Below are 19,046 nucleotides of genomic sequence, written 5' to 3'. Positions count from 1 at the left end.
TCCCTCCGGCGCCTCCAGCGCCGTAGCTGTTGTGTTCAAGATTGATCCGGGATACCGGCGCGCCCTCCTCCCAGAGGGCGGGGGCCTTACCTCCTGGTATAAAGATCGGCGTATTGCTGCCGCAGGATATTCTTCTGAACCTTGCCCATCGTGTTGCGCGGCAAGTCCTCGGCGAAGATGATGCGCTTGGGTTGCTTGTAGCGCGCGAGACGGTCCTGGAGGGCGCTGACGATGGTCTTTTCATCCAGGACGGCGCCGGGCTTGCACACGACGACGGCCGTTACGCCTTCTCCGAAGTCGGGGTGCGGCACGCCGATCACAGCGCTCTCGACCACGCCCTCGATCCGGTCGATCTCGCTTTCGACCTCTTTCGGATAGATGTTGTATCCGCCCGAGATCACCAGATCCTTGCCGCGGCCGACGATGTGGACATAACCGTCCCGGTCGATCTTGCCGAGATCGCCGCTGATGAAGAAACCGTCGGCGGTGAATTCGGCCGCGGTCTTCTCCGGCATGCGCCAATAGCCCTTGAAGACGTTCGGCCCCTTGATCTCGATCATGCCGGTTTGTTCCGGCGGCAGCACCTGTCCGGTGGCGGGATCGGTCACGCGCACCGTCACATCAGGCAGCGGGAAGCCGACCGTTCCGGCAATGCGTTTCCCGTCATAAGGGTTCGACGTGTTCATATTCGTTTCCGTCATGCCGTAGCGCTCCAGAATCGCATGGCCGGTCCGGGCCTGGAACTCGTTATGCGTTTCCGCCAGCAGCGGCGCCGAGCCGGAGATGAAAAGGCGGATGTTGGCAGCCGCCTGCCTGTCGAAGCTCTGGCTTTGCAGGAGGCGCACGTAGAAGGTCGGCACACCCATCAGCATCGTTGCCTGCGGCATTAGTGAAACGACCTCGTCGGCATCGAATTTCGACAGCAGGAACATCGAGGCGCCGGCAAGCAGGGTGACGTTGGTGGCGACGAACAGCCCATGCGTGTGGAAGATCGGCAGGGCATGGATCAGCCGATCATCTGATGTGACGCGCCAGTAGTCTCGCAAGGTCAGGGCGTTTGAGAGCAGGTTTCCATGTGTCAGCATCGCCCCCTTCGAACGTCCGGTCGTTCCCGAGGTGTAGAGGATCGCGGCCAGATCATCGGCGGAGCGCGAGGCATCGATGAAGTCGGCCGGCTCGTCGCGCGCTAGATCGAGCAGCGAGCCGCTGCCGTCGGCGTCGAGGGTTTCGACGATCGCGCCGTGGCGATTGGCGATTGTCTCCACGCCTTCACGAGCGGCCGAGGCGACGACCACCAGACGCGGCTCCGCATCGCCGATGAAGTAATCGAGCTCGGCCAGCGTATAGGCGGTGTTGAGCGGCAGGTAGACCGCACCGCTTCGAAGACAGGCAAGATAGAGGATCAAAGCCTCGGCGCTCTTCTCGACTTGGACGGCAACCCGGTCGCCGGGGCGAATGCCGAGCGCATCCATCGCGCTGGCGATGCGGCCGGCAAGGGCGAAGGCGTCGCCATAGGTCCATGTGTGCGCGCTGCCAGTCCGAATGAACGGTGCATCGCCGGGCGCTGCGACCCGCATGGCGTCAAAAAGGTGGTTGTTCACTTTCGCCCTCCTCCGAGCGTGGAATTCATCAGTTGCGCGAATGCTCGAGAACCTTGCTGGCCATTGCCGCCCCGGCGGCCTTCGTCGTTCTGACTGAGCAGGCTTTTGACGGCGGGCGAGGCGATCACTTCGCCGCGCTGCGCCAGCGCCTCGTGGTTGGCCACGATGTCATCGAGCTTGTAGAGGTAGTTGACCATCAGACCGTGCGCCTGCTGGATTGCCTTGGGCGAGCGGTCGCCGAGAAAATTCACGCGTTCAAGCCGAGCGCCGTTGCCGAGATGGAAGCGGGCGACAGGATCGACGGGGCGTCCCTCCGACGTGCGTTCGGTCAGGAAGTAGCGCGCCGCAAGCGGCAGCAATACGCGCTCCACTTCGGCCGCGCTGTTCTCCTTGTCCGGCCAGTTCGGATCGTCGAGCAAGGTCAGGGTTTTCAAGGCCGCTTCGGATAGGAAGCTGTCGGCGGTCGAGGCGCGCGCCTTGGCAAGCCAGCGGGCAAAACCCGGGACCGGCGACAGCGTGACGAAATTCTTCAGGCCGGGCAGGTCTTTGCGCAGATCTTCCACGACCTGCTTGATCAGGAAATTGCCGAAGGAGATGCCGCGCAGGCCATCCTGGCAGTTGGAGATCGAATAGAAGACGGCCGTCGTCGCCTCATCGGCAGAGATCTGCTCCCTGCCCTCGTCAAGCACATCGGCGATCGCTTTCGGCACGGATCGGGTGAGCGCCACCTCGACGAAGACGAGCGGCTCGTCGGCCAAACGGGGATGGAAAAAGGCAAAGCATCGACGGTCGGCCGGCGCTAAGCGACGGCGCAACTCCTCCCAGCTGGCGATCTCATGCACGGCCTCGTATTTGATGATCTTTTCGAGAATGTTTGCCGGCGTCGACCAGTCGATTGGCCGCAGCGTGAGGAAGCCGCGATTGAACCAGGAGCCGAACAGATGGGTGAAGTCGGCGTCCAGCGCGTCATAGGCGTCGGATCGGTCTTTGGAGGCAAGCAGCTGCTGACGCATCTGCACGAGCGTGGCGGTGCCGTTCGGCGCGTGATTCAATCGGCGCAGCAGCTCCTGCCGCCGCGGCTCCGCTGCCTGGTGGAGCGCGATGACCGCGGCGGAGCTTTTGTCCGTGCGGTAATTTTCAATCGCCTGGTCGAGCTTACTCGCATCAGGCCCGAATTTCTCATGAAGCATATGGAAGAATGTCTGCGCGGCCTCGCTTTCGAGCGCGCCCCAGCGGCCGAGGATCTCGGCCGCAAGCGCCATGCCGGATGCTTCACCCCGGCTCGACAGCAGCATTTCACAGAGGGTCTGAAGGTCGGCTTTGGCGGCGGCCTGCGTATTGCGGGAGCCGGAAAACAGCAGCTGGCGTCCGTGATCGGTGATGCTTTGCAGCATGTCGGTGAAGAAAGAAGCCTCGGGCATGCCATTCTCCTCTCTTCCGAAGAAGCCGCTTCATGCAGCCACTGGACATCACTTCCCATCGCCGGGCTTCGCCGGTAGTATATAGATTGTCACCTTTCGTACACGACGTCAACATTCGTGTATACAAGAATGACGATTATGTATGAAGGATGCGAGACAAATGTCCGAGAATGTCGGCCGATGGCTTCGGGATGAGATTGAAAATGCGATACTTTCCTACGAGTTCGCCCCGGGCGAACGGCTGGATGAAACCGTGCTTGCCAATCGGTTCGGCGTCTCACGAACGCCGGTGCGCGAGGCGCTGATGCAGCTCGACGCCATCGGCTTGATCGAAATCCGCCCACGCCGCGGCGCCATCGTGATCGATCCCGGGCCGCACCGGATCTACGAGATGTTCGAGGTCATGGCCGAGCTCGAGGGCCTGGCCGGGTCGCTTGCCGCACGCCGCCTGGACAAGGCCTCCCGCGAAGCGATCACCGCCACCCATAGCCGCTGCGAACAATCCGCCGGCGCCGGTGACAGCGATGCCTATTATTACGACAATGAGGAATTTCATAAGGCCATCTACGCGGCAAGCAGAAGCGATTTCCTTGAGGAGCAATGCGCGCAATTGCATCGACGCCTGCGCCCCTATCGCCGCCTGCAGCTGCGCGTGCGCAATCGCCTGTCGACCTCGTTCTCGGAACATTGCGCCATCGTCGATGCGATCTTTGCCGGAAACGGAGACGAAGCCCGCCGCCTGCTGCGAACACATGTCGGCATTCAGGGAGAGAGGTTCAGCGATCTGGTCGCAAGCATGGCGGCGAGATGACCGGACGGCGGATGAACTAATCCAAAAACCGATAAAGCCAGTCGCGCGTTTCCTCCGGCAGCGAGGCCGGCAGCTCGTCCTCTCGGCTGCGGGCCTGCCAGATGATCTCGACCTCGGCGGCGCGTTCGTCCCCCGTGTCGATCGAGACCAGGAAGCCGATGGAGCGCACGCCGATCTTGTCGATGGCGGCTGTGAAGATCACCGGTTCGTCATGGTGCAGCGGGCGGTGAAGCATGCAGGAAATCTTGCTGGCGGTATAGAGTGGTTCGTCATCGACGTCGGGCCGCGCCGACCAGAAGCTCGCAATGACGGATTCAGCGTAAGAAATATAGGAGGCCAGGAACATCTTGCCGTTCATATCGACATCGCGAAACGGCACGCGTATTTCCGTCACCCCAGGACGCTTTGACTCACTCATCAACAATACTGCCTTACACCATTCCCCCAAACAGACATTACTGCATAATTCCTTGGACTGAAACAGATTTGATTCAAAGTGTTAGAGCCACGCTTGCAAGTTCTCGAAAGCGCACCGGTGTGACGATGCGAATGGACAAGCACTGCGAAGAACTGTTCGCGCCCCTGAGACTGCCGGCTTGTTGAAATCGGCGGGTAACGCCCCATCTGCTGTGGATCATGACTGAAGCGGCCGATAGAGTGTCTCCATGAGCACCCGTCTTTACGAACACCCGATCTTCCTGGAACATGTGACGCCCGCCGGCCATCCGGAGCGATCGGACAGGATCCGCGCCATTAATGTCGCGCTGGAACATCCGAATTTCGAGCGGCTGGAGCGCCGGCAGGCACCCGAGGCGAGCGAGGATGCGGTGCTGCTGGCGCATCCGGAAGAGCATCTGACCGCGGTGATACGGGAAATCCCCGAGGAGGAGGACCGGATCAACCAGCTCGAAGCCGATACCTATGCCAGCGTCAAAAGCCTTCAGGCGGCGCTGACCGGGATCGGCGGGGCGATGGCAGCGGTCGACGACGTCTTTTTCGGAAAGGCCGACAATGTCTTCGTCGCCGCGCGTCCGCCCGGACACCATGCCGAGAAGATGACGGCGATGGGCTTCTGCTTCTTCAACAATGCGGCGATCGCCGCCCGACATGCGCAAAAGAGGCATGGGGCCGAGCGCGTCGCCATCGTCGATTGGGACGTGCACCACGGCAACGGCACCCAGGACATCTTCTGGGACGATCCATCGGTGCTGTTCTGTTCGACGCATCAGATGCCGCTCTATCCCGGCACCGGCGCCAAGGAGGAGAAAGGCAAGCACAATACCATCGTCAATGCGCCGCTTTCGCCGAATGTCGGCAGCGACCATTTTCGCGAGGCGTTCAAATCGCGCGTGCTGCCGGCGCTCGACGATTTCCGGCCGGATCTGATCATCATCTCCGCCGGCTTCGACGCGCATCACCGCGACCCGCTGGCGCAAATCAACCTGACGGGCGAGGATTTCGACTGGGCGACGGGCAGAGTCCTGGAGCTTGCCGACCGGCACGCGAAGAACCGGGTCGTCAGCCTGCTCGAAGGCGGCTATGATCTCGAAGGCCTCGCCGAATCGGCGGGCATGCATATCCTGAGAATGATGAAGGGTTGAGAATGACTGAGAGCGCCAAGCCGGAAGTGTCCGGCCTTTCCTTCGAAAAGGCGGTCGCCGAACTCGAAAGCATCGTTGCCCGGCTGGAACGCGGCGACGTGGCGCTTGATGAATCCATCGAGATCTATGAGCGCGGCGAAGCACTGAAGAAACATTGCGAGACGCTGCTCTCGACCGCCGAAAACCGGATCGAGAAGATCCGGCTCGACCGCGCCGGCAAGCCGCAGGGCGTCGAGCCGCTCGACGGCGCCTGAGGCTTACCGAAACACGCTTCCGAAGACGCTTGGCGATTGGCTTTCTGCCGATCTATGATCCCCTTCCGGCACCATCAGGGGACAGACAATGACGGACAGATTGAAGGGCAAGGTCGCCATCATCTCAGGCGGCGCGACCGGCATGGGCGGTGCTGCCTCGAAGCTGTTTGCGGCCGAAGGCGCGCGCGTCGCGATCATCGACCGCAATGGCCCGGCGGCCGCCGAGACCGTCAAGCAGATCCGTCATGCCGGCGGCGAGGCGGACTGCTGGACGGCCGATGTCTCGGAGGAAGACGCCGTCAATGCTGCCGTGGCGAGCGTCGAGGAGCGCTTCGGCGCGGTGACCGTGCTCTTCAACCATGCCGGCACCATCGTCATCAAGCCGTTCCTCGAAACGACGCTTCAGGAATGGGACTGGCTGCATGCCGTCAATGTGCGCTCGATGTTCCTGATGACCCGGGCCGTGCTGCCGAAGATGATTGCCGCCGGCGGCGGATCGATCGTCTGCACCTCGTCGATCTCGGCGGTTGCGGCCACGCCGATGGAAGTGCTGTACGACACCACCAAGGCGCCGTGCACATGTTTGCCCGCGCCATCGCCGTCGAATTCCGCGACCGCAACATCCGCTGCAACGCCGTCTGCCCCGGCTTCATCCGCACGCCGCACGGGTCGCGCGAGGTGGCCGACCTGCAGGCGCTCGGCGTCGATGTCTCCGATGCCGCCATCGCCGCCCAGCAGGGGCGGATCGGCGAACCGGAAGACGTGGCGCGCGCCGCCCTTTATCTCGCCAGCGACGAGTCGAACTTCGTCAATGGAGCCCATCTTTTCGTCGACAACGGCTTCACCGCGATCTGATCCTATGCCGCATGGGTATCTGTTGGACGCGCAAAGCTCCATGCGCTACCTGTGGCCGACGTCCTTGCAAGCGGAGATCAATCATGTCCTTCTTTCCCGGTAAAGATCCTCTGCCCGGCGATGCCTTCGCCTGCGACGCGATCGAGAACCTGATCATTCCGCGTACGAGCGATATCGGCGGGTTTCAGGTACGACGCGCGCTGCCGACAAGGCAGCGGCGGCTGGTCGGGCCGTTCATCTTCTTCGACCGCATGGGACCGGCGATCCTGAAGCCCAACGAGGCGCTCGACGTCAAGCCGCACCCGCATATCGGCCTGTCGACGGTCACCTATCTCTTCGACGGCGAGATCCGCCATCGCGACAGCCTCGGCACCGAAAAGGTCATCCGTCCCGGCGACATCAACCTGATGACGGCCGGCCGCGGCATCGTGCATTCCGAACGCACGCCGGACAATCTGCGCGGCCATCCGCTGCTGATGTCGGGGCTGCAGACCTGGCTCGCACTGCCCGACGACCAGGAGGAGATCGACCCCTCCTTCGCCCATACGGAAAAGTCGGAAATGCCGCTGATCGAAACACCAGGCGTGCGCGGGCGGGTTGTCATCGGCTCGTTCGAAGGCATGAGATCTCCGGTCGGCACGTTCTCCGACACGCTCTATGTCGATCTCAACCTGCAGCCGGGCGTCCGCTTTCCCTTCGGCGCCGGCCATGAGGAGCGCGCCGTCTACGTGCTGTCGGGCGAGGTCGTCATTTCGGGCGACCGTTTCGCCGCCGATCAGCTGCTGGTCTTCCGGCCGGGCGATCCGATCACGCTGGAAGCCGGCGGCGACGGCTGCCACCTGATGCTGTTCGGCGGGGCGGCGTTGAATTCCAAACGCTATATCTGGTGGAATTTCGTCTCCTCATCGAAGGAGCGGATCGAAAAAGCGAAAGAAGAATGGCGCACCGGCCGCTTTGACATCGTGCCTGGTGACGAGGAGGAATTCGTGCCGCTGCCGGAGAGCTGACGGCAGCGGTGCGCCGCCGTCACCGTCTCCCGGAATTCAGCCCGCCGCGAAATAGCGCGTCAGCGCACCTTTCGTGCGGTTGACGTAGCGATCCTGCCAGCTGTCATCGACGTTGAGAAAGCCCGACCAGCCCTTCTTGCCCTGGCGTTTCAGTTCCGCCTCGACCGCGCGGAAGCGGTAGTGATCGTAGACATCGAGGATGTGGACGGCATAGGCCTCGGCAAGCGCGCGGTCGCCTTTGACGATCAGCATGTTTTCGTCATTGGCGTAAGAGGCCTTGAAGCCGAGATTATGGCTTCCTAGGACCACAACGCAGTCCTTCGACAGGGGATCGATCACCAGCACCTTGTCGTGAATGATGGCGCCGACCTTCTTGGCCGTCAGTTCCTCCGCGCCGAAATCCGCCAGGAGCTGGCGGTCGTCGATGCGCGAGGCCCGGACGATCGAGACATTGGCCTCGTCGAACGTATGCGGCGAGATGGACGCGGTATCGTCGTCCTCGTCGTCGGGATCATTCTTCTTGCCGGCGACGTAGTTGGGCATGGCCTGGGGGCTGGAAACGGCGCCGGTGACGATCAGCTTCTGATCCTTCAGGCCGATATCGATCGCCTCGCCGACGATGCAATCCCTGCCCGACTGACCGGGATAGAAGGCGAGAAACAGCACAGCGTGCTCGGCGCGGCGCATCAGCCGGTAAACCTCGCGAAGATCGGGCGGCGTGTCCTTGCCCTTTCTTCGGCTTTGCATGTTCGGCGCGAACCACGTTTCGACCGAGGCGCCACTGCCGGTGGGCACTGTGGACGGCGTCTCGTTCGAGAGCCGGAACGCCTTGCTCTGCTGATTGTCGGGCATGCCGTCGTCGAATTCGACGGGCGCTTCCAGCGTCGTATTGTCTTCCAGCATCCGCTCCCAATAAGCGACGTAGGCCGCGGCAACCGCATCGTTCCTGACGATCAACGCATTGTTGGACTGGCCGGCAAGGCCCGTCGCCGTCCAGTTGGTGCTGCCGGTGAAGACGCTGCGTTCAGCGCCATCGGGCGGGATGTGCACGACGAACTTGTTGTGGCCGATCTGGCTCGAATTGTTGAACATCCGGTGGTGAATCTCGACGCCGGCGTCGATCAGCGCCTTGCGGGCGTGGGCATTCCGCACATCCCACTCGTCTCCGACTTTTCCCGTATTGGCGAGGATGATGCGCAGCCTGTCCTTGTTGGCAAGCAGCAGGTCGAGCAGCTCCTTATCCTCGAGCTCATAGAGCGCGACCAGGAAGCGTCCGGGCGCATTCATGAACTCCCTGAGCATTGGAATGACATCGCCGGCAAGATATTTGCGGATGCCGTTCTCCGGATTGGAGATCATGTCGATCAGTTCGTTCGGCTGTTTCACGCCGTCCTCCAGCAGGACGTTTCGCAGCCACTGGGCGGCGAGAATGCCGTTGGTGAAGGTGGACTCGAACTGGCCACGTTTGCGCGTCACATGCACCGGATTGGAGGCGACGGCCGGGCCGAGATAACCGAGCGGCCGCGGAGGTCCCTGATAGGCCTTGACCGCGATTTTCTCGAAGCTGCCGTCCAGCTTCTTGATCGGCCTGCCATTTTCGTCGCGCTTGTTGATCTCGATCATCCGAGGCGTCGGATCCGGCGCAGCCTGCATGCCGGGCTTCAGGTCGCCGAGCGGACGGATCTCGTAACGCACGCGGACCTCGTCCGGCCGCCGTCTCATCTCGTTGCGCCGCTTGCGCAGCGTCAGATCGCGCCAGGAGAGCTTCTGCACTGGCCAGAGGGAGGTGGTCTGCGGCAGCCAATACGGATTGCGCTGTCCCTTGAAGGCGACCCAGGCGGCGCAAGTCACACGGTCCTCGCTGCCATCGGATCTTGTCGCGACGTTTCCCTGTTCGTCGAGATAGACGCGGACGACTTCGAACCCGAGGCATCCATCGATCTTGTCGTCTATGTCCCAGGCCACATAGGCGACCTCGTTGTTGACATAGGCATGCGCTGCAACAATCGTTCCCATGATCGGTCCCCCAGCCAGCGCCGCAACAGTGCTACCATTCCGTGTCATATACAAGCTGCTCGCCGGTCTTCACGCGTCCGATCGCCCGGGCAAATCGGGCGAATGCAACTCACAGAAATAGAAAGTGATATCTTCCGAAACCGCTCACACTTTTTTCCGCCATGCTCTAAGGTGAAAACCTTCGGTTCCTGAAATGCACTTGTTTTGCCCCGATCTAATCGAATAAAGCGAAACGAGGAAAAGCAAGAAAGAGCACCCGCCCGTGACACAACTGCCGAAGACCCCCCTGCTCGACCAGGTCATCTACCCCGCCGACCTGCGCAAGCTCGAGGATCGCGACCTGCCGCAGCTCGCCCGCGAGGTCCGGGACGAAATGATCGATGCGGTGTCGCGCACCGGCGGCCATCTCGGCGCCGGCCTCGGCGTGGTCGAGCTGACGATCGCCATCCACAGCGTCTTCGATACGCCTGATGATCGGCTGATCTTCGATGTCGGCCATCAATGTTATCCGCACAAGATTCTCACCGGCCGGCGCGACCGGATCCGCACGCTGCGCCAGGAAAACGGGCTGTCCGGCTTCACCCGCCGGGCGGAAAGCGAATATGATCCCTTCGGGGCGGCGCATTCCTCGACCTCGATCTCGGCCGGCCTCGGCATGGCGATCGCCGCCGATCTCGACAAAACCGACCGGCGCGTCATCGCCGTCATCGGCGACGGGGCGATGTCGGCCGGCATGGCCTATGAGGCGCTGAACAATGCCGGCGCGCTCGATGCGCGCCTCATCGTCATCCTCAACGACAACGACATGTCGATCGCGCCGCCGACCGGGGCGATGAGCGCCTATCTCGCCCGCCTCGCCTCCGGCCGCACCTATATGGGCTTCCGCGACTTCGGCAAGAAACTGACGGCCTATCTCGGCAAGAATATCGACCGGGCGATCACCCGCGCCGTCGAACATGCGCGCGGTTACGTCACCGGCGGCACGATGTTCGAGGAGATGGGCTTCTATCATATCGGACCGATCGACGGCCATTCCTTCGACCACCTGCTGCCCGTCCTGCGCAATGTGCGCGACAATGGCCGCGGACCGGTGCTGATCCATGTCGTCACCCAGAAGGGCAAAGGCTATCCGCCGGCCGAAGCCGCCGCCGACAAATATCACGGCGTCAACAAGTTCGACGTCATTACCGGCGCCCAGGCCAGGGTCAAGCCGAATGCGCCGAGCTATACCAGTGTCTTTGCCGAAGCGCTGGTGCAGGAAGCCACCCTCGACGAAAAGATCGTCGGCATCACCGCCGCCATGCCGAATGGCACCGGCCTCGACAAGCTCGCCGAGGCCTTTCCGTCGCGCTGTTTCGACGTCGGCATCGCCGAACAGCATGCCGTGACCTTCGCCGCCGGCCTTGCCGCCGAAGGCTACAAGCCGTTCGCCGCCCTCTATTCCACCTTCCTGCAGCGCGCCTACGACCAGGTCGTGCATGACGTGGCGATCCAGGGCCTGCCGGTGCGTTTCCCGATCGACCGCGCCGGCTTCGTCGGCGCCGACGGGCCGACCCATGCCGGCTCGTTCGACACCGCCTTCCTCGCCACCCTGCCCGGCTTCGTGGTGATGGCGGCGGCCGACGAGGCCGAACTGAAACACATGGTGCGCACGGCAGCAGCCTATGACGCCGGGCCGATCTCGTTCCGCTATCCCCGTGGCGAAGGTGTCGGCGTCGACATCCCGGCACGCGGCGAAATCCTGCAGATCGGCAAGGGCCGTATCGTAAAGGAAGGCACCAAGGTCGCGCTGCTTTCCTTCGGCACCCGTCTGGCCGACTGCCTGCTTGCAAGCGAAGATCTAGAAGCCGCCGGCCTTTCGACGACGGTCGCCGATGCGCGCTTCGCCAAGCCGCTCGACCACGATCTGATCCGCCAGCTCGCCCGCCACCACGAGATGCTGATCACCGTCGAGGAAGGCTCCGTCGGCGGCTTCGGCAGCCAGGTTATGCAGTATCTTTCGAGCGAAGGCCTGCTCGACAACGGCCTGAAGATCCGCTCGCTCGTCATGCCCGACATCTGGATGGAACAGGCCAAGCCCGAAGCCATGAACGCCCATGCCGGGCTCGATCGTGCGGGGATCGTTTCGACGGTGTTCCGGGCGCTGGGGCGCGGGGTTGCTGTTGGGGTTGCGGGGTAAGTGATCGGTCGAGGGTGCGCTGCCCCTCATCCGCCTGCCGGCACGACCGGGACGAGTACCGAAGGAGATTGGGGCAGCAACCGGCAGGGCGCAAGATTTCCTATATGCCGCCCATCTTCTGCCCCCATTGCTGTACTTGCTCCAGCAGCCACCCACCCTCCGTCATGCTCGGCCTTGAGCCGAGCATCCACACCGCATCCACCGATGGCGGTGGCATGGATCCTCGGCTCAAGGCCGAGGATGACGGAGAGTGAGGAGATGCCGCAGTCAAACAAGACGTCTAAGCATCGGAAACATGATGCTTTTCGTGTTGATCATTAGTGCCCCAATTAAGAAAAGGCGGCACATCACTGCGCCGCCCCTTCCTTTGACGTCCCTTCCGAAGCGCCGCTCTCAGAACTCCGTCCAGTCTTCCTGAACCGCAACCGCAGCACTTGCCTGTCTTCCGCCGAAGGCCTTGCTGACCTTGCTGGCGAGGGCGCGGGCCGGTGAGGCGACCGGGCGGGAGGCAGGCGTGGCGGCGGTCGTCCTCTGGGCCGGAGCGGCAAGCTGGTTCCCGAGCTTGAACTGGCGCAGCAGCTCGTCCAGGGCGCTGGCTTCCTGGGCGAGCGCATGGCTGGCGGCGGTCTGCTCCTCGACCATGGCCGCATTCTGCTGCGTGCCCTGATCCATGTTGTTGACGGCGGTGTTGATCTCCTGCAGCCCGATCGACTGTTCGCGCGTGGCGGTGACGATCGCGTTGACGTTGCGGTTGATTTCCTGCACCTCGGCGACGATCGCTTCCAGCGCCTTGCCGGTTTCGCCGACCAGCGTGACGCCGGTCTGGACATGCGTGCCGGAATTGGTGATCAGGTCCTTGATTTCCTTTGCAGCCTTGGCGGAACGCTGCGCCAGTTCGCGCACTTCCTGGGCGACGACGGCAAAACCCTTGCCCGCCTCGCCGGCGCGTGCCGCCTCGACGCCGGCATTCAAAGCCAAGAGGTTGGTCTGGAAGGCGATATCGTCGATGACACCGATGATGTTGGAGATTTCGCCGGAGGACCTTTCGATCTGCTGCATGGCCGAGACCGCCTTGCGCACGACATCGCCGGATTTTTCGGCGCCGAGGCGGGTGCGCTCGACGAGATTGCCGACATCCTCGGCGCGCATGGCGCTGTCACGCACGGTCGTCGTCACCTCTTCGAGCGCTGCGGCGGTTTCTTCGACGGCGGCGGCCTGCTGCTCGGTGCGATGGGCAAGATCATCGGCGGCCGAGCGGATCTCGCCGGCGCCGGCATTGATCGCCGAGGCATTGCGGCCGACCGACTGGAGCGCGGCCTGCAGCTTTTCGACAGCATTGTTGAAGTCGTTGCGCAGGCTGTCATATTGCGGCGCGAAGGGCGTCTGGATGCGGGCGGCGACATCGCCGACGGCAAGGCCGGAAAGAGCGCCGGCCAGAGCGTCGACGGCGTGGCGGAGCTCGCCTTCTTCGCGCGCCTTCTGCTGATCGCTTGCCTGGCGCTGGCGCTCGGCGTCATCACGCATGCGGTCGGTTTCACCGGCAAGGCGCAGCTTCTCGATCGCCGCCTGTTTGAACACCAGCACCGACTGGGCCATGCGGCCGATTTCGTCGCCGCGCTCGACAGCCGGAACCTCGATATCGTTCTGACCGCCGGCGAGACGGTCCATGGCCGCGGTCATGCCGACGACCGGGCGGACGATGGTACGCGACATCAGCCAGGCAAGAAGGGCGGCGGCCAGCGAGGCGATGATACCGCCTGCCAGCAGTGTCGTCGTCAGATCATTGTTGGCATCGGCGCGGATTGCGGCGAGCGCATTCGCCTTTTCACGGGCGGTGGCCTTGATCTTAGCGGACGCCTGGCGGAAACCGTCGAGCTGACCCTTGGTGGCGTTGACGCCGATCTTGATGACCTCTTCGATCGGCATGTCGGTTTCCTTGCGCGCCTTGGTCTGCGGCTCGGCAAGTTCGTGGAAGTAAAGGTCGGCGGCCTTCTGCATGCCGTCGATCATCTCGACCAGCTGCGGCTCGCCTGATGCCGTCTGCCTGGCGGCGGCGATCGCCTTCAGCATGCGCTCGCGATTGGCAAAGACATCGCCATAGGTGCTGTCGCTGCGGAAGAGGATGAAGCCGCGCAGGTTGACCGCCTGCTCTAGCATTGCCTGCAGCGCATCGTCGATCTGGTTGACGAGCAGCTCCGATTTTTCCTGCTCGGCAGAAGCGGCCGCCGACGCCGTCGCCTTGGAATAGACGAAGGCCGAAACGGACATGAAGATCAGAATGAGGGCTGCGAACGTGGCCGCAAGCTTCCCGTTCAAGGATATGTTTTTAGCAGACATCGGTGAATTTCTCCTGGCGACAGTCGACGCGGCGAGAGACGGTCGCGCGCAAGACGCAACCGCAGAGACTTGGAATCGGAAACATGATCGGCGGAAGACGCCTGCGCCTTCATGGCACCAAGCGGTTCGGGCGAACCGCTGCAATCGCGACGAACCTATGCGGGCAGGCTTTAAATTTGTATAAATCGCACATCGCAGGAATTGGCTGTCGTGACTGGTAATAAAATACTTGCAAGCGGCGGCTTTGCCGGTCATTCACAGCCGATGCCCGATCAGAACAGCCAACGCCTCGACCAGCTTCTCGTCTCCCGCGGCCTCTTTGCCAGCCGCTCGCGGGCCCGCGACGCCGTGCAGCGCGGCACCGTGCGCATCGCCGGCCAGGTGGTGACGAAGGCGGGCGCGCTCTTCGGCGCGGATGCGGCGATCGAGATCGATGACCCCGCGCAGGATTTTGTCTCGCGCGCCGCACTGAAGCTCGCAGCCGCCCTCGACCATTTCCGGCTCGACCCAGCCGGCCATCACTGTCTTGACATCGGCGCTTCCACAGGCGGCTTCACCGAAGTGCTGCTGCAGCGCGGTGCCGCGCATGTCACAGCAATCGATGTCGGCCATCGGCAGATGCACCCGCGCATTTCGGCCGATCCGCGGGTGACGAACCGCGAGGGCCTCAACGCCCGCAATCTGACCGCTGGCGATATCGGCGAGCCCGCCACCTTCATCGTCTCCGACGTCTCCTTCATCTCGCTGAAGCTGGCGCTGGGCCCGGCGCTCGATCTGGCCGGACCGGGTGCCGTCGCCGTGCTCCTGGTCAAGCCGCAGTTCGAGGCCGGCCGCGAGGCAATCGGCAAGGGCGGGCTTTTGAAGGACCCCTCGTCCGCTCCCGCCGTCGCGTCGGAGCTGGAGCGCTGGTTAACCGAGGACATGGGCTGGAAAAGCCTCGGCCTCATCCCCTCCCCGATATCAGGCGGCGACGGCAATCGGGAATACCTTCTGGCAGGATTGAAAGCGTGAGCACCGAAACCGTCACCATCGAGAAACTCGGGGCCCAGGGCGACGGCATCGCAAGCCATGCCGGCGGGCCTATCTACGTACCCTTTTCCCTGCCCGGGGAAACAGTGGCGATCGCCCGCGTCAAAAGTCACGGCACGATCATGTCGATCGCAGCGCCCTCACCCGACCGGCAGGAGCCGCCCTGCCGGCATTTCGGACCGGACGGCGTCAACGGCACCTGCGGCGGCTGTACGCTGCAGCATCTGGCAGATGCCCCTTACCGCGCCTTCAAGCGTCAGCTGGTCATCGATGCGCTGAAATCCAAGGGGTTGACGCCGGAGGTCGGCGAGACCATCCCGGCCCACCCGGGGGAGCGACGGCGTGTGGTATTTGCGGCCCGCCGGACCGAGAAGGATATGCTTGTTGGTTTCAACCAGGCCGAAAGCCACCATATCGTCGCCATCGAGGAATGTCCGATCTCCTCGCCCGGGATCGTCGCCCGGCTGCCGGCGATCAAGGCGATCGCCGCATCGCTGGCGACCAGCGCCGAACCCTTCCGGATCGCGGTGCTCGAAACGCTCTCCGGCCTCGACCTGGCGGTCGACGAGATCAAGAAGCTCTCCGACCCGCAGCGGCGCAAGGCGATCGAAACCGTGCTGGCCTTGCGCGGCATCGCCCGCGTGACGGTGAATGGCGAGATCCTGGTCGAGCCGTCGAAGCCGCTCGTCGATTTCGGAGGTGTCCAGGTTTCGCCGCCACCGGGCGGTTTCGCCCAGGCGACCAAGCCGGCGGAAGAGGCGATGGCGGCGCTCGTGCTTGCCCATGCCGGCAAATCGAAACGGATCGCTGATCTCTTCGCCGGGGCCGGCACGTTTTCGCTGAGGCTGGCACGGGTCGGCCGGGTCCATGCGGTCGAAGCCGAGGCAAAGGCGCTCGCAGCCCTCGACCTGGCCGCCCGCAAAAGCCAGGGCCTCAAACCCGTGACGATCGAAAAACGCGATCTCTTTCGCCGTCCGCTGATGACGCCGGAGTTCAAGCCCTATGACGCCGTCGTCTTCGATCCGCCGCGCGCCGGGGCGGAGTTCCAGTGCAAGGAGCTCGCCCGCTCGGCGGTGAAGAAGATCGCGGCCGTCAGCTGCAACCCGCTGACGCTGGCGCGCGATCTGGCGATCCTCGTCGAAGGCGGCTACCGCATCACCGGCGTGACGCCGATCGACCAGTTCCTCTGGTCCTCGCATGTCGAGGTCGTGGCGACGCTGGAGAAGTAGAGGCCGCTTCAGCGACGCATGAAGGCCTCGAAAGCGGCCCGCGCCTCTGCACTTTTCAGCCGGGCAGAGAAATGGCGGGCTTCTTCATCGATCCGGGCGATGATCTCCTCGCGCGGGCCGCGGACGAGCTCCCGGGCGATGCGCAGCGCCTCGGGCGGCTTGGCGGCAAGCTTTGCGGCAGCCGCCAGCGTCTGGTTTTCAACCTCTTCCGGCGTCGTCACCTTCCAGACGAGCCCGGCTTCACGTGCTTCCGCGGCGCTGAAGGCTTCTCCGGCGGCGAGCATGGCAAAAGCCCGCTGGTGGCCCATGATGCGCGGGCCGATCAGGCTGGAAGCCGCTTCCGGCACCAGCGCCAGATCGACGAAGGGCGTGCGGAACTGGCTGCGGTCGGAAGCGATCGTCAGGTCGCAATGCAGGTTGAGGGTCGTGCCGATGCCGATCGCCAAGCCGTCTATTCCGGCGACAAGCGGTTTTTCGGATCTGGCAAGCGCGTAGAGGAAATCGATCAGCTCCTCTCCCATGCTGCCGCCCATGGCGGCGGCCAGAAAATCGCCGATGTCGTTGCCGGCTGAAAAGCTGCCTTCGGTGCCGAGGAAGGCCGTCACCCTGATATTCGCGTCCTTATTGGCGGCGTTCAGCGCATCGGCCATGGTGCGATACATCGCGCGCGTGAAGGCGTTCTTCTTTTCCGGCCGGTTGAAGCGGATGATCTGGACGCCCGGATGGGCGGAAGGCTGCTCGACGATGATGTGATCGGTCATGGAATCTCCTCAGGCAAGCAGAATGCGGGCGGCGGCAAGACTTGCCGCGCCGTTGACGACCCGGTCGCGAAGGGCTGCGGTCTCGGCAAGCAGGTTTTCGGCGGCGAAGCGGCAGAGCGCGATGCGGCCCTCGCCTTTGCCGTCGCCACTCTCGGCGAGCCCACCCTTGGCGAGATAACAGCCGGTCAGCACCAGCCCGAACAGGCGCTGATAGGGTGTGGCGCCGGCGAGCGCTTCAGCGGCCCTCCCGTCTGCCAGCACCTCTAGAAGCCAGGCCGTGGCCTGTTCGAGGTCGGCGATGGCTGCATCGAGCCGGGCAGCGGTCTCGCCGAAACCGTCGAGATTGGAGCGGCGGACACCGTCTGGGATCTCCTTCAGCTCGGCGATGAAGCCCTTCACCTGCTCGCCGCCGGAAAGTAGCAGCTTGCGGGTGACGAGGTCGATCGCCTGAATGCCGTTGGTGCCCTCGTAGATCGGCGCGATACGGGCGTCGCGAAGATAACGGGCCGCACCCGTCTCCTCGATGAAGCCCATGCCGCCATGCACCTGGATGCCGAGCGAGGCGACCTCGACGCCGGCATCGGTCGAAAAGGACTTGGCGATCGGCGTCAAAAGGGCGGCGCGCTCCTGCCAGTGGCGGCTGTCGCCTGACCGGCGGGACATGTCGATCGCATGGGCGCAGGAATAGGAGATGGCGCGCGAGCCTTGGGTCAGCGCCTTCATGGTGAGAAGCATGCGGGCGACGTCCGGATGCTCGACGATCGGGCTCATGCCGGCGCCCGTCCAGCCCGGAGCCTTGCCCTGCGTGCGCTCGCCGGCATAGGCGAGCGCCTTCTGGGTGGCGGCCTCGCAGATGGCCACACCCTGCATGCCGACCGCCAGACGGGCATTGTTCATCATCGTGAACATGCAGGCGAGCCCCTTGTTCTCCTCACCGACCAGCCAGCCGATCGCCCCCTTTTCGTCACCGAACCGGCCGTCGCCATAGATCATCGTGCAGGTCGGCGAACCATGGATGCCGAGCTTGTGCTCCAGCGAGTGGCAGAAGAGATCGTTGCGGGGCCCAAGCGAGCCGTCGTCGTTCACCAGGAATTTCGGCACCAGAAAAAGCGAGATGCCGCGCGTGCCGGCCGGCGCATCCGGCAGCCGGGCCAGCACCAGATGGATGATGTTGTCGGCGGCGTCGTGTTCGCCCCAGGTGATGAAGATCTTCTGCCCTGATATGCGATAGCTGCCGTCGGCGTGCCGCTCGGCACGGGCTTTCAGGACGCCGAGATCGGAGCCGGCATGCGGCTCGGTCAGGTTCATGGTGCCGGTCCATTCGCCCGATACCATCTTTGCCAGATATTTCTCTTTCAGCGCCGCACTGCCGTGGGTGCTGACCGCCTCGATGGCGCCCATGGTCAGCGTTGGAGCGAGCGCAAAAGCCATGGATCCGGAATTCCACATTTCGAGCGCCGCGACATTCAGCATATCCGGCAGGGCCTGGCCGCCGAAAGCTTCGGGCGCCGTCAGGCCGTTCCAGCCGCCGGCGATCCAGTTGCGGTAGAGATCACGCCAGCCATCGGGCAGCCGGACCTCGCCGTCGATCAGCTGGGCGCCCTGGCGGTCGCCGTTTTCGGCGAGAGGCGCCACTTCCTCTGTGGCAAAGCGTCCCGCCTCGGCCAGGATGGCGTCGACGAGATCATCGCCGAGATCGCCGAAAAGGCCCTTCGACATCGCCTCGCCCATGCCGGCTACATGCTTCAATGTGAACGCGATTTCCTCGACCGGCGCCTTGTACATGCTTCCTCCTCCGTGGGACCGGCCTGCACCTCATGCAAGCCACTCCCTGGCAAGGGCTAGTTGATTTTTACGTAAACGTCAATTTCCATTCACGCGCCACCATGTGATAATTGGCCGTCATGGCGCTTTGCTCTTGCACAGTTGCACACATGGACGGCAT

At 63.5% G+C, this 19,046-nt stretch carries 14 protein-coding genes and 1 pseudogene; 8 read left to right on the top strand and 7 right to left on the bottom strand.

Translation table 11 applies throughout. The features are described from left to right. Positions 1-86 precede the first annotated feature (86 nt). Both GA0061105_RS18580 and GA0061105_RS18575 read right to left on the bottom strand, forming a co-directional pair. Positions 87-1,601, bottom strand: coding sequence for a malonate--CoA ligase (locus GA0061105_RS18580; protein ID WP_092752065.1), 1,515 nt, complete (start codon positions 1,599-1,601; stop codon positions 87-89). Further along, positions 1,598-3,022: a malonyl-CoA decarboxylase gene (locus GA0061105_RS18575; protein ID WP_092752063.1), complete on the bottom strand. Its 1,425-nt coding sequence runs from the start codon at positions 3,020-3,022 to the stop codon at positions 1,598-1,600. The genes GA0061105_RS18580 and GA0061105_RS18575 overlap by 4 nt, the downstream gene beginning before the upstream one ends. Positions 3,023-3,182: 160 nt before the next feature. Between GA0061105_RS18575 and GA0061105_RS18570 the strand changes: the two genes are divergently transcribed. Further along, positions 3,183-3,833 (top strand): GntR family transcriptional regulator, encoded by a 651-nt coding sequence (locus tag GA0061105_RS18570; protein ID WP_092752061.1) that lies wholly within the window; start codon positions 3,183-3,185, stop codon positions 3,831-3,833. A 16-nt stretch (positions 3,834-3,849) separates the two neighbouring features. Here GA0061105_RS18570 and GA0061105_RS18565 read toward each other — a convergent pair whose 3' ends face one another. After that, entirely contained in the window at positions 3,850-4,251 is a 402-nt protein-coding gene (locus tag GA0061105_RS18565; protein WP_092752059.1) for an acyl-CoA thioesterase, read from the bottom strand. A gap of 247 nt (positions 4,252-4,498) precedes the next feature. Here GA0061105_RS18565 and GA0061105_RS18560 point away from each other — a divergent pair, with 247 nt between their 5' ends. From GA0061105_RS18560 to GA0061105_RS18545, 4 genes and pseudogenes are all read left to right on the top strand, one after another. Further along, the gene (locus GA0061105_RS18560; protein ID WP_064694046.1) at positions 4,499-5,434 is read left to right on the top strand and encodes a histone deacetylase family protein; all 936 of its coding nucleotides are present in this window, start codon (positions 4,499-4,501) and stop codon (positions 5,432-5,434) included. Positions 5,435-5,436: 2 nt separating this feature from the next. Next, positions 5,437-5,688, top strand: a complete 252-nt coding sequence (locus GA0061105_RS18555; protein ID WP_064694045.1) for an exodeoxyribonuclease VII small subunit — start codon at positions 5,437-5,439, stop codon at positions 5,686-5,688. Between the two features lie 88 nt (positions 5,689-5,776). Next, positions 5,777-6,543, top strand: a pseudogene (locus GA0061105_RS18550) (SDR family NAD(P)-dependent oxidoreductase). A gap of 83 nt (positions 6,544-6,626) precedes the next feature. Then, positions 6,627-7,550 carry a pirin family protein gene (locus GA0061105_RS18545; RefSeq protein ID WP_092752057.1) on the top strand — a complete coding sequence of 308 codons (924 nt, stop codon included), beginning with the start codon at positions 6,627-6,629 and terminating at the stop codon, positions 7,548-7,550. A gap of 36 nt (positions 7,551-7,586) precedes the next feature. Here the strand turns inward: GA0061105_RS18545 and GA0061105_RS18540 are convergent, their stop codons facing one another. After that, positions 7,587-9,566 carry a phospholipase D-like domain-containing protein gene (locus GA0061105_RS18540; protein ID WP_092752055.1) on the bottom strand — a complete coding sequence of 660 codons (1,980 nt, stop codon included), beginning with the start codon at positions 9,564-9,566 and terminating at the stop codon, positions 7,587-7,589. Positions 9,567-9,828: 262 nt separating this feature from the next. Between GA0061105_RS18540 and dxs the strand changes: the two genes are divergently transcribed. After that, positions 9,829-11,745: a 1-deoxy-D-xylulose-5-phosphate synthase gene (dxs, locus tag GA0061105_RS18535; protein ID WP_092752053.1), complete on the top strand. Its 1,917-nt coding sequence runs from the start codon at positions 9,829-9,831 to the stop codon at positions 11,743-11,745. Between the two features lie 393 nt (positions 11,746-12,138). Here the strand turns inward: dxs and GA0061105_RS18530 are convergent, their stop codons facing one another. Beyond that, a complete protein-coding gene (locus GA0061105_RS18530; RefSeq protein ID WP_092752051.1) occupies positions 12,139-14,082 on the bottom strand; it encodes a methyl-accepting chemotaxis protein in 1,944 nt (647 codons plus the stop codon). Between the two features lie 264 nt (positions 14,083-14,346). Here GA0061105_RS18530 and GA0061105_RS18525 point away from each other — a divergent pair, with 264 nt between their 5' ends. Continuing rightward, on the top strand, positions 14,347-15,093 hold the full coding sequence (locus GA0061105_RS18525) for a TlyA family RNA methyltransferase (RefSeq protein ID WP_092752049.1): 747 nt from the start codon (positions 14,347-14,349) through the stop codon (positions 15,091-15,093). Further along, the gene (locus GA0061105_RS18520) at positions 15,090-16,340 is read left to right on the top strand and encodes a class I SAM-dependent RNA methyltransferase (protein WP_092752047.1); all 1,251 of its coding nucleotides are present in this window, start codon (positions 15,090-15,092) and stop codon (positions 16,338-16,340) included. Before GA0061105_RS18525 ends, GA0061105_RS18520 begins: the two co-directional genes overlap by 4 nt. An 8-nt stretch (positions 16,341-16,348) precedes the next feature. Here GA0061105_RS18520 and GA0061105_RS18515 read toward each other — a convergent pair whose 3' ends face one another. Both GA0061105_RS18515 and GA0061105_RS18510 read right to left on the bottom strand, forming a co-directional pair. Beyond that, positions 16,349-17,101, bottom strand: a complete 753-nt coding sequence (locus tag GA0061105_RS18515) for a crotonase/enoyl-CoA hydratase family protein (RefSeq protein WP_092752045.1) — start codon at positions 17,099-17,101, stop codon at positions 16,349-16,351. Between the two features lie 9 nt (positions 17,102-17,110). Continuing rightward, entirely contained in the window at positions 17,111-18,886 is a 1,776-nt protein-coding gene (locus GA0061105_RS18510; protein WP_092752044.1) for an acyl-CoA dehydrogenase family protein, read from the bottom strand. Positions 18,887-19,046 lie beyond the last annotated feature (160 nt).

The sequence above is a fragment of the Rhizobium aethiopicum genome (assembly GCF_900094625.1).
Lineage (GTDB): Bacteria > Pseudomonadota > Alphaproteobacteria > Rhizobiales > Rhizobiaceae > Rhizobium > Rhizobium aethiopicum.
Note: the sequence above shows the minus strand (reverse complement) of the source record. Positions and strands in the feature narration are given on the sequence as shown.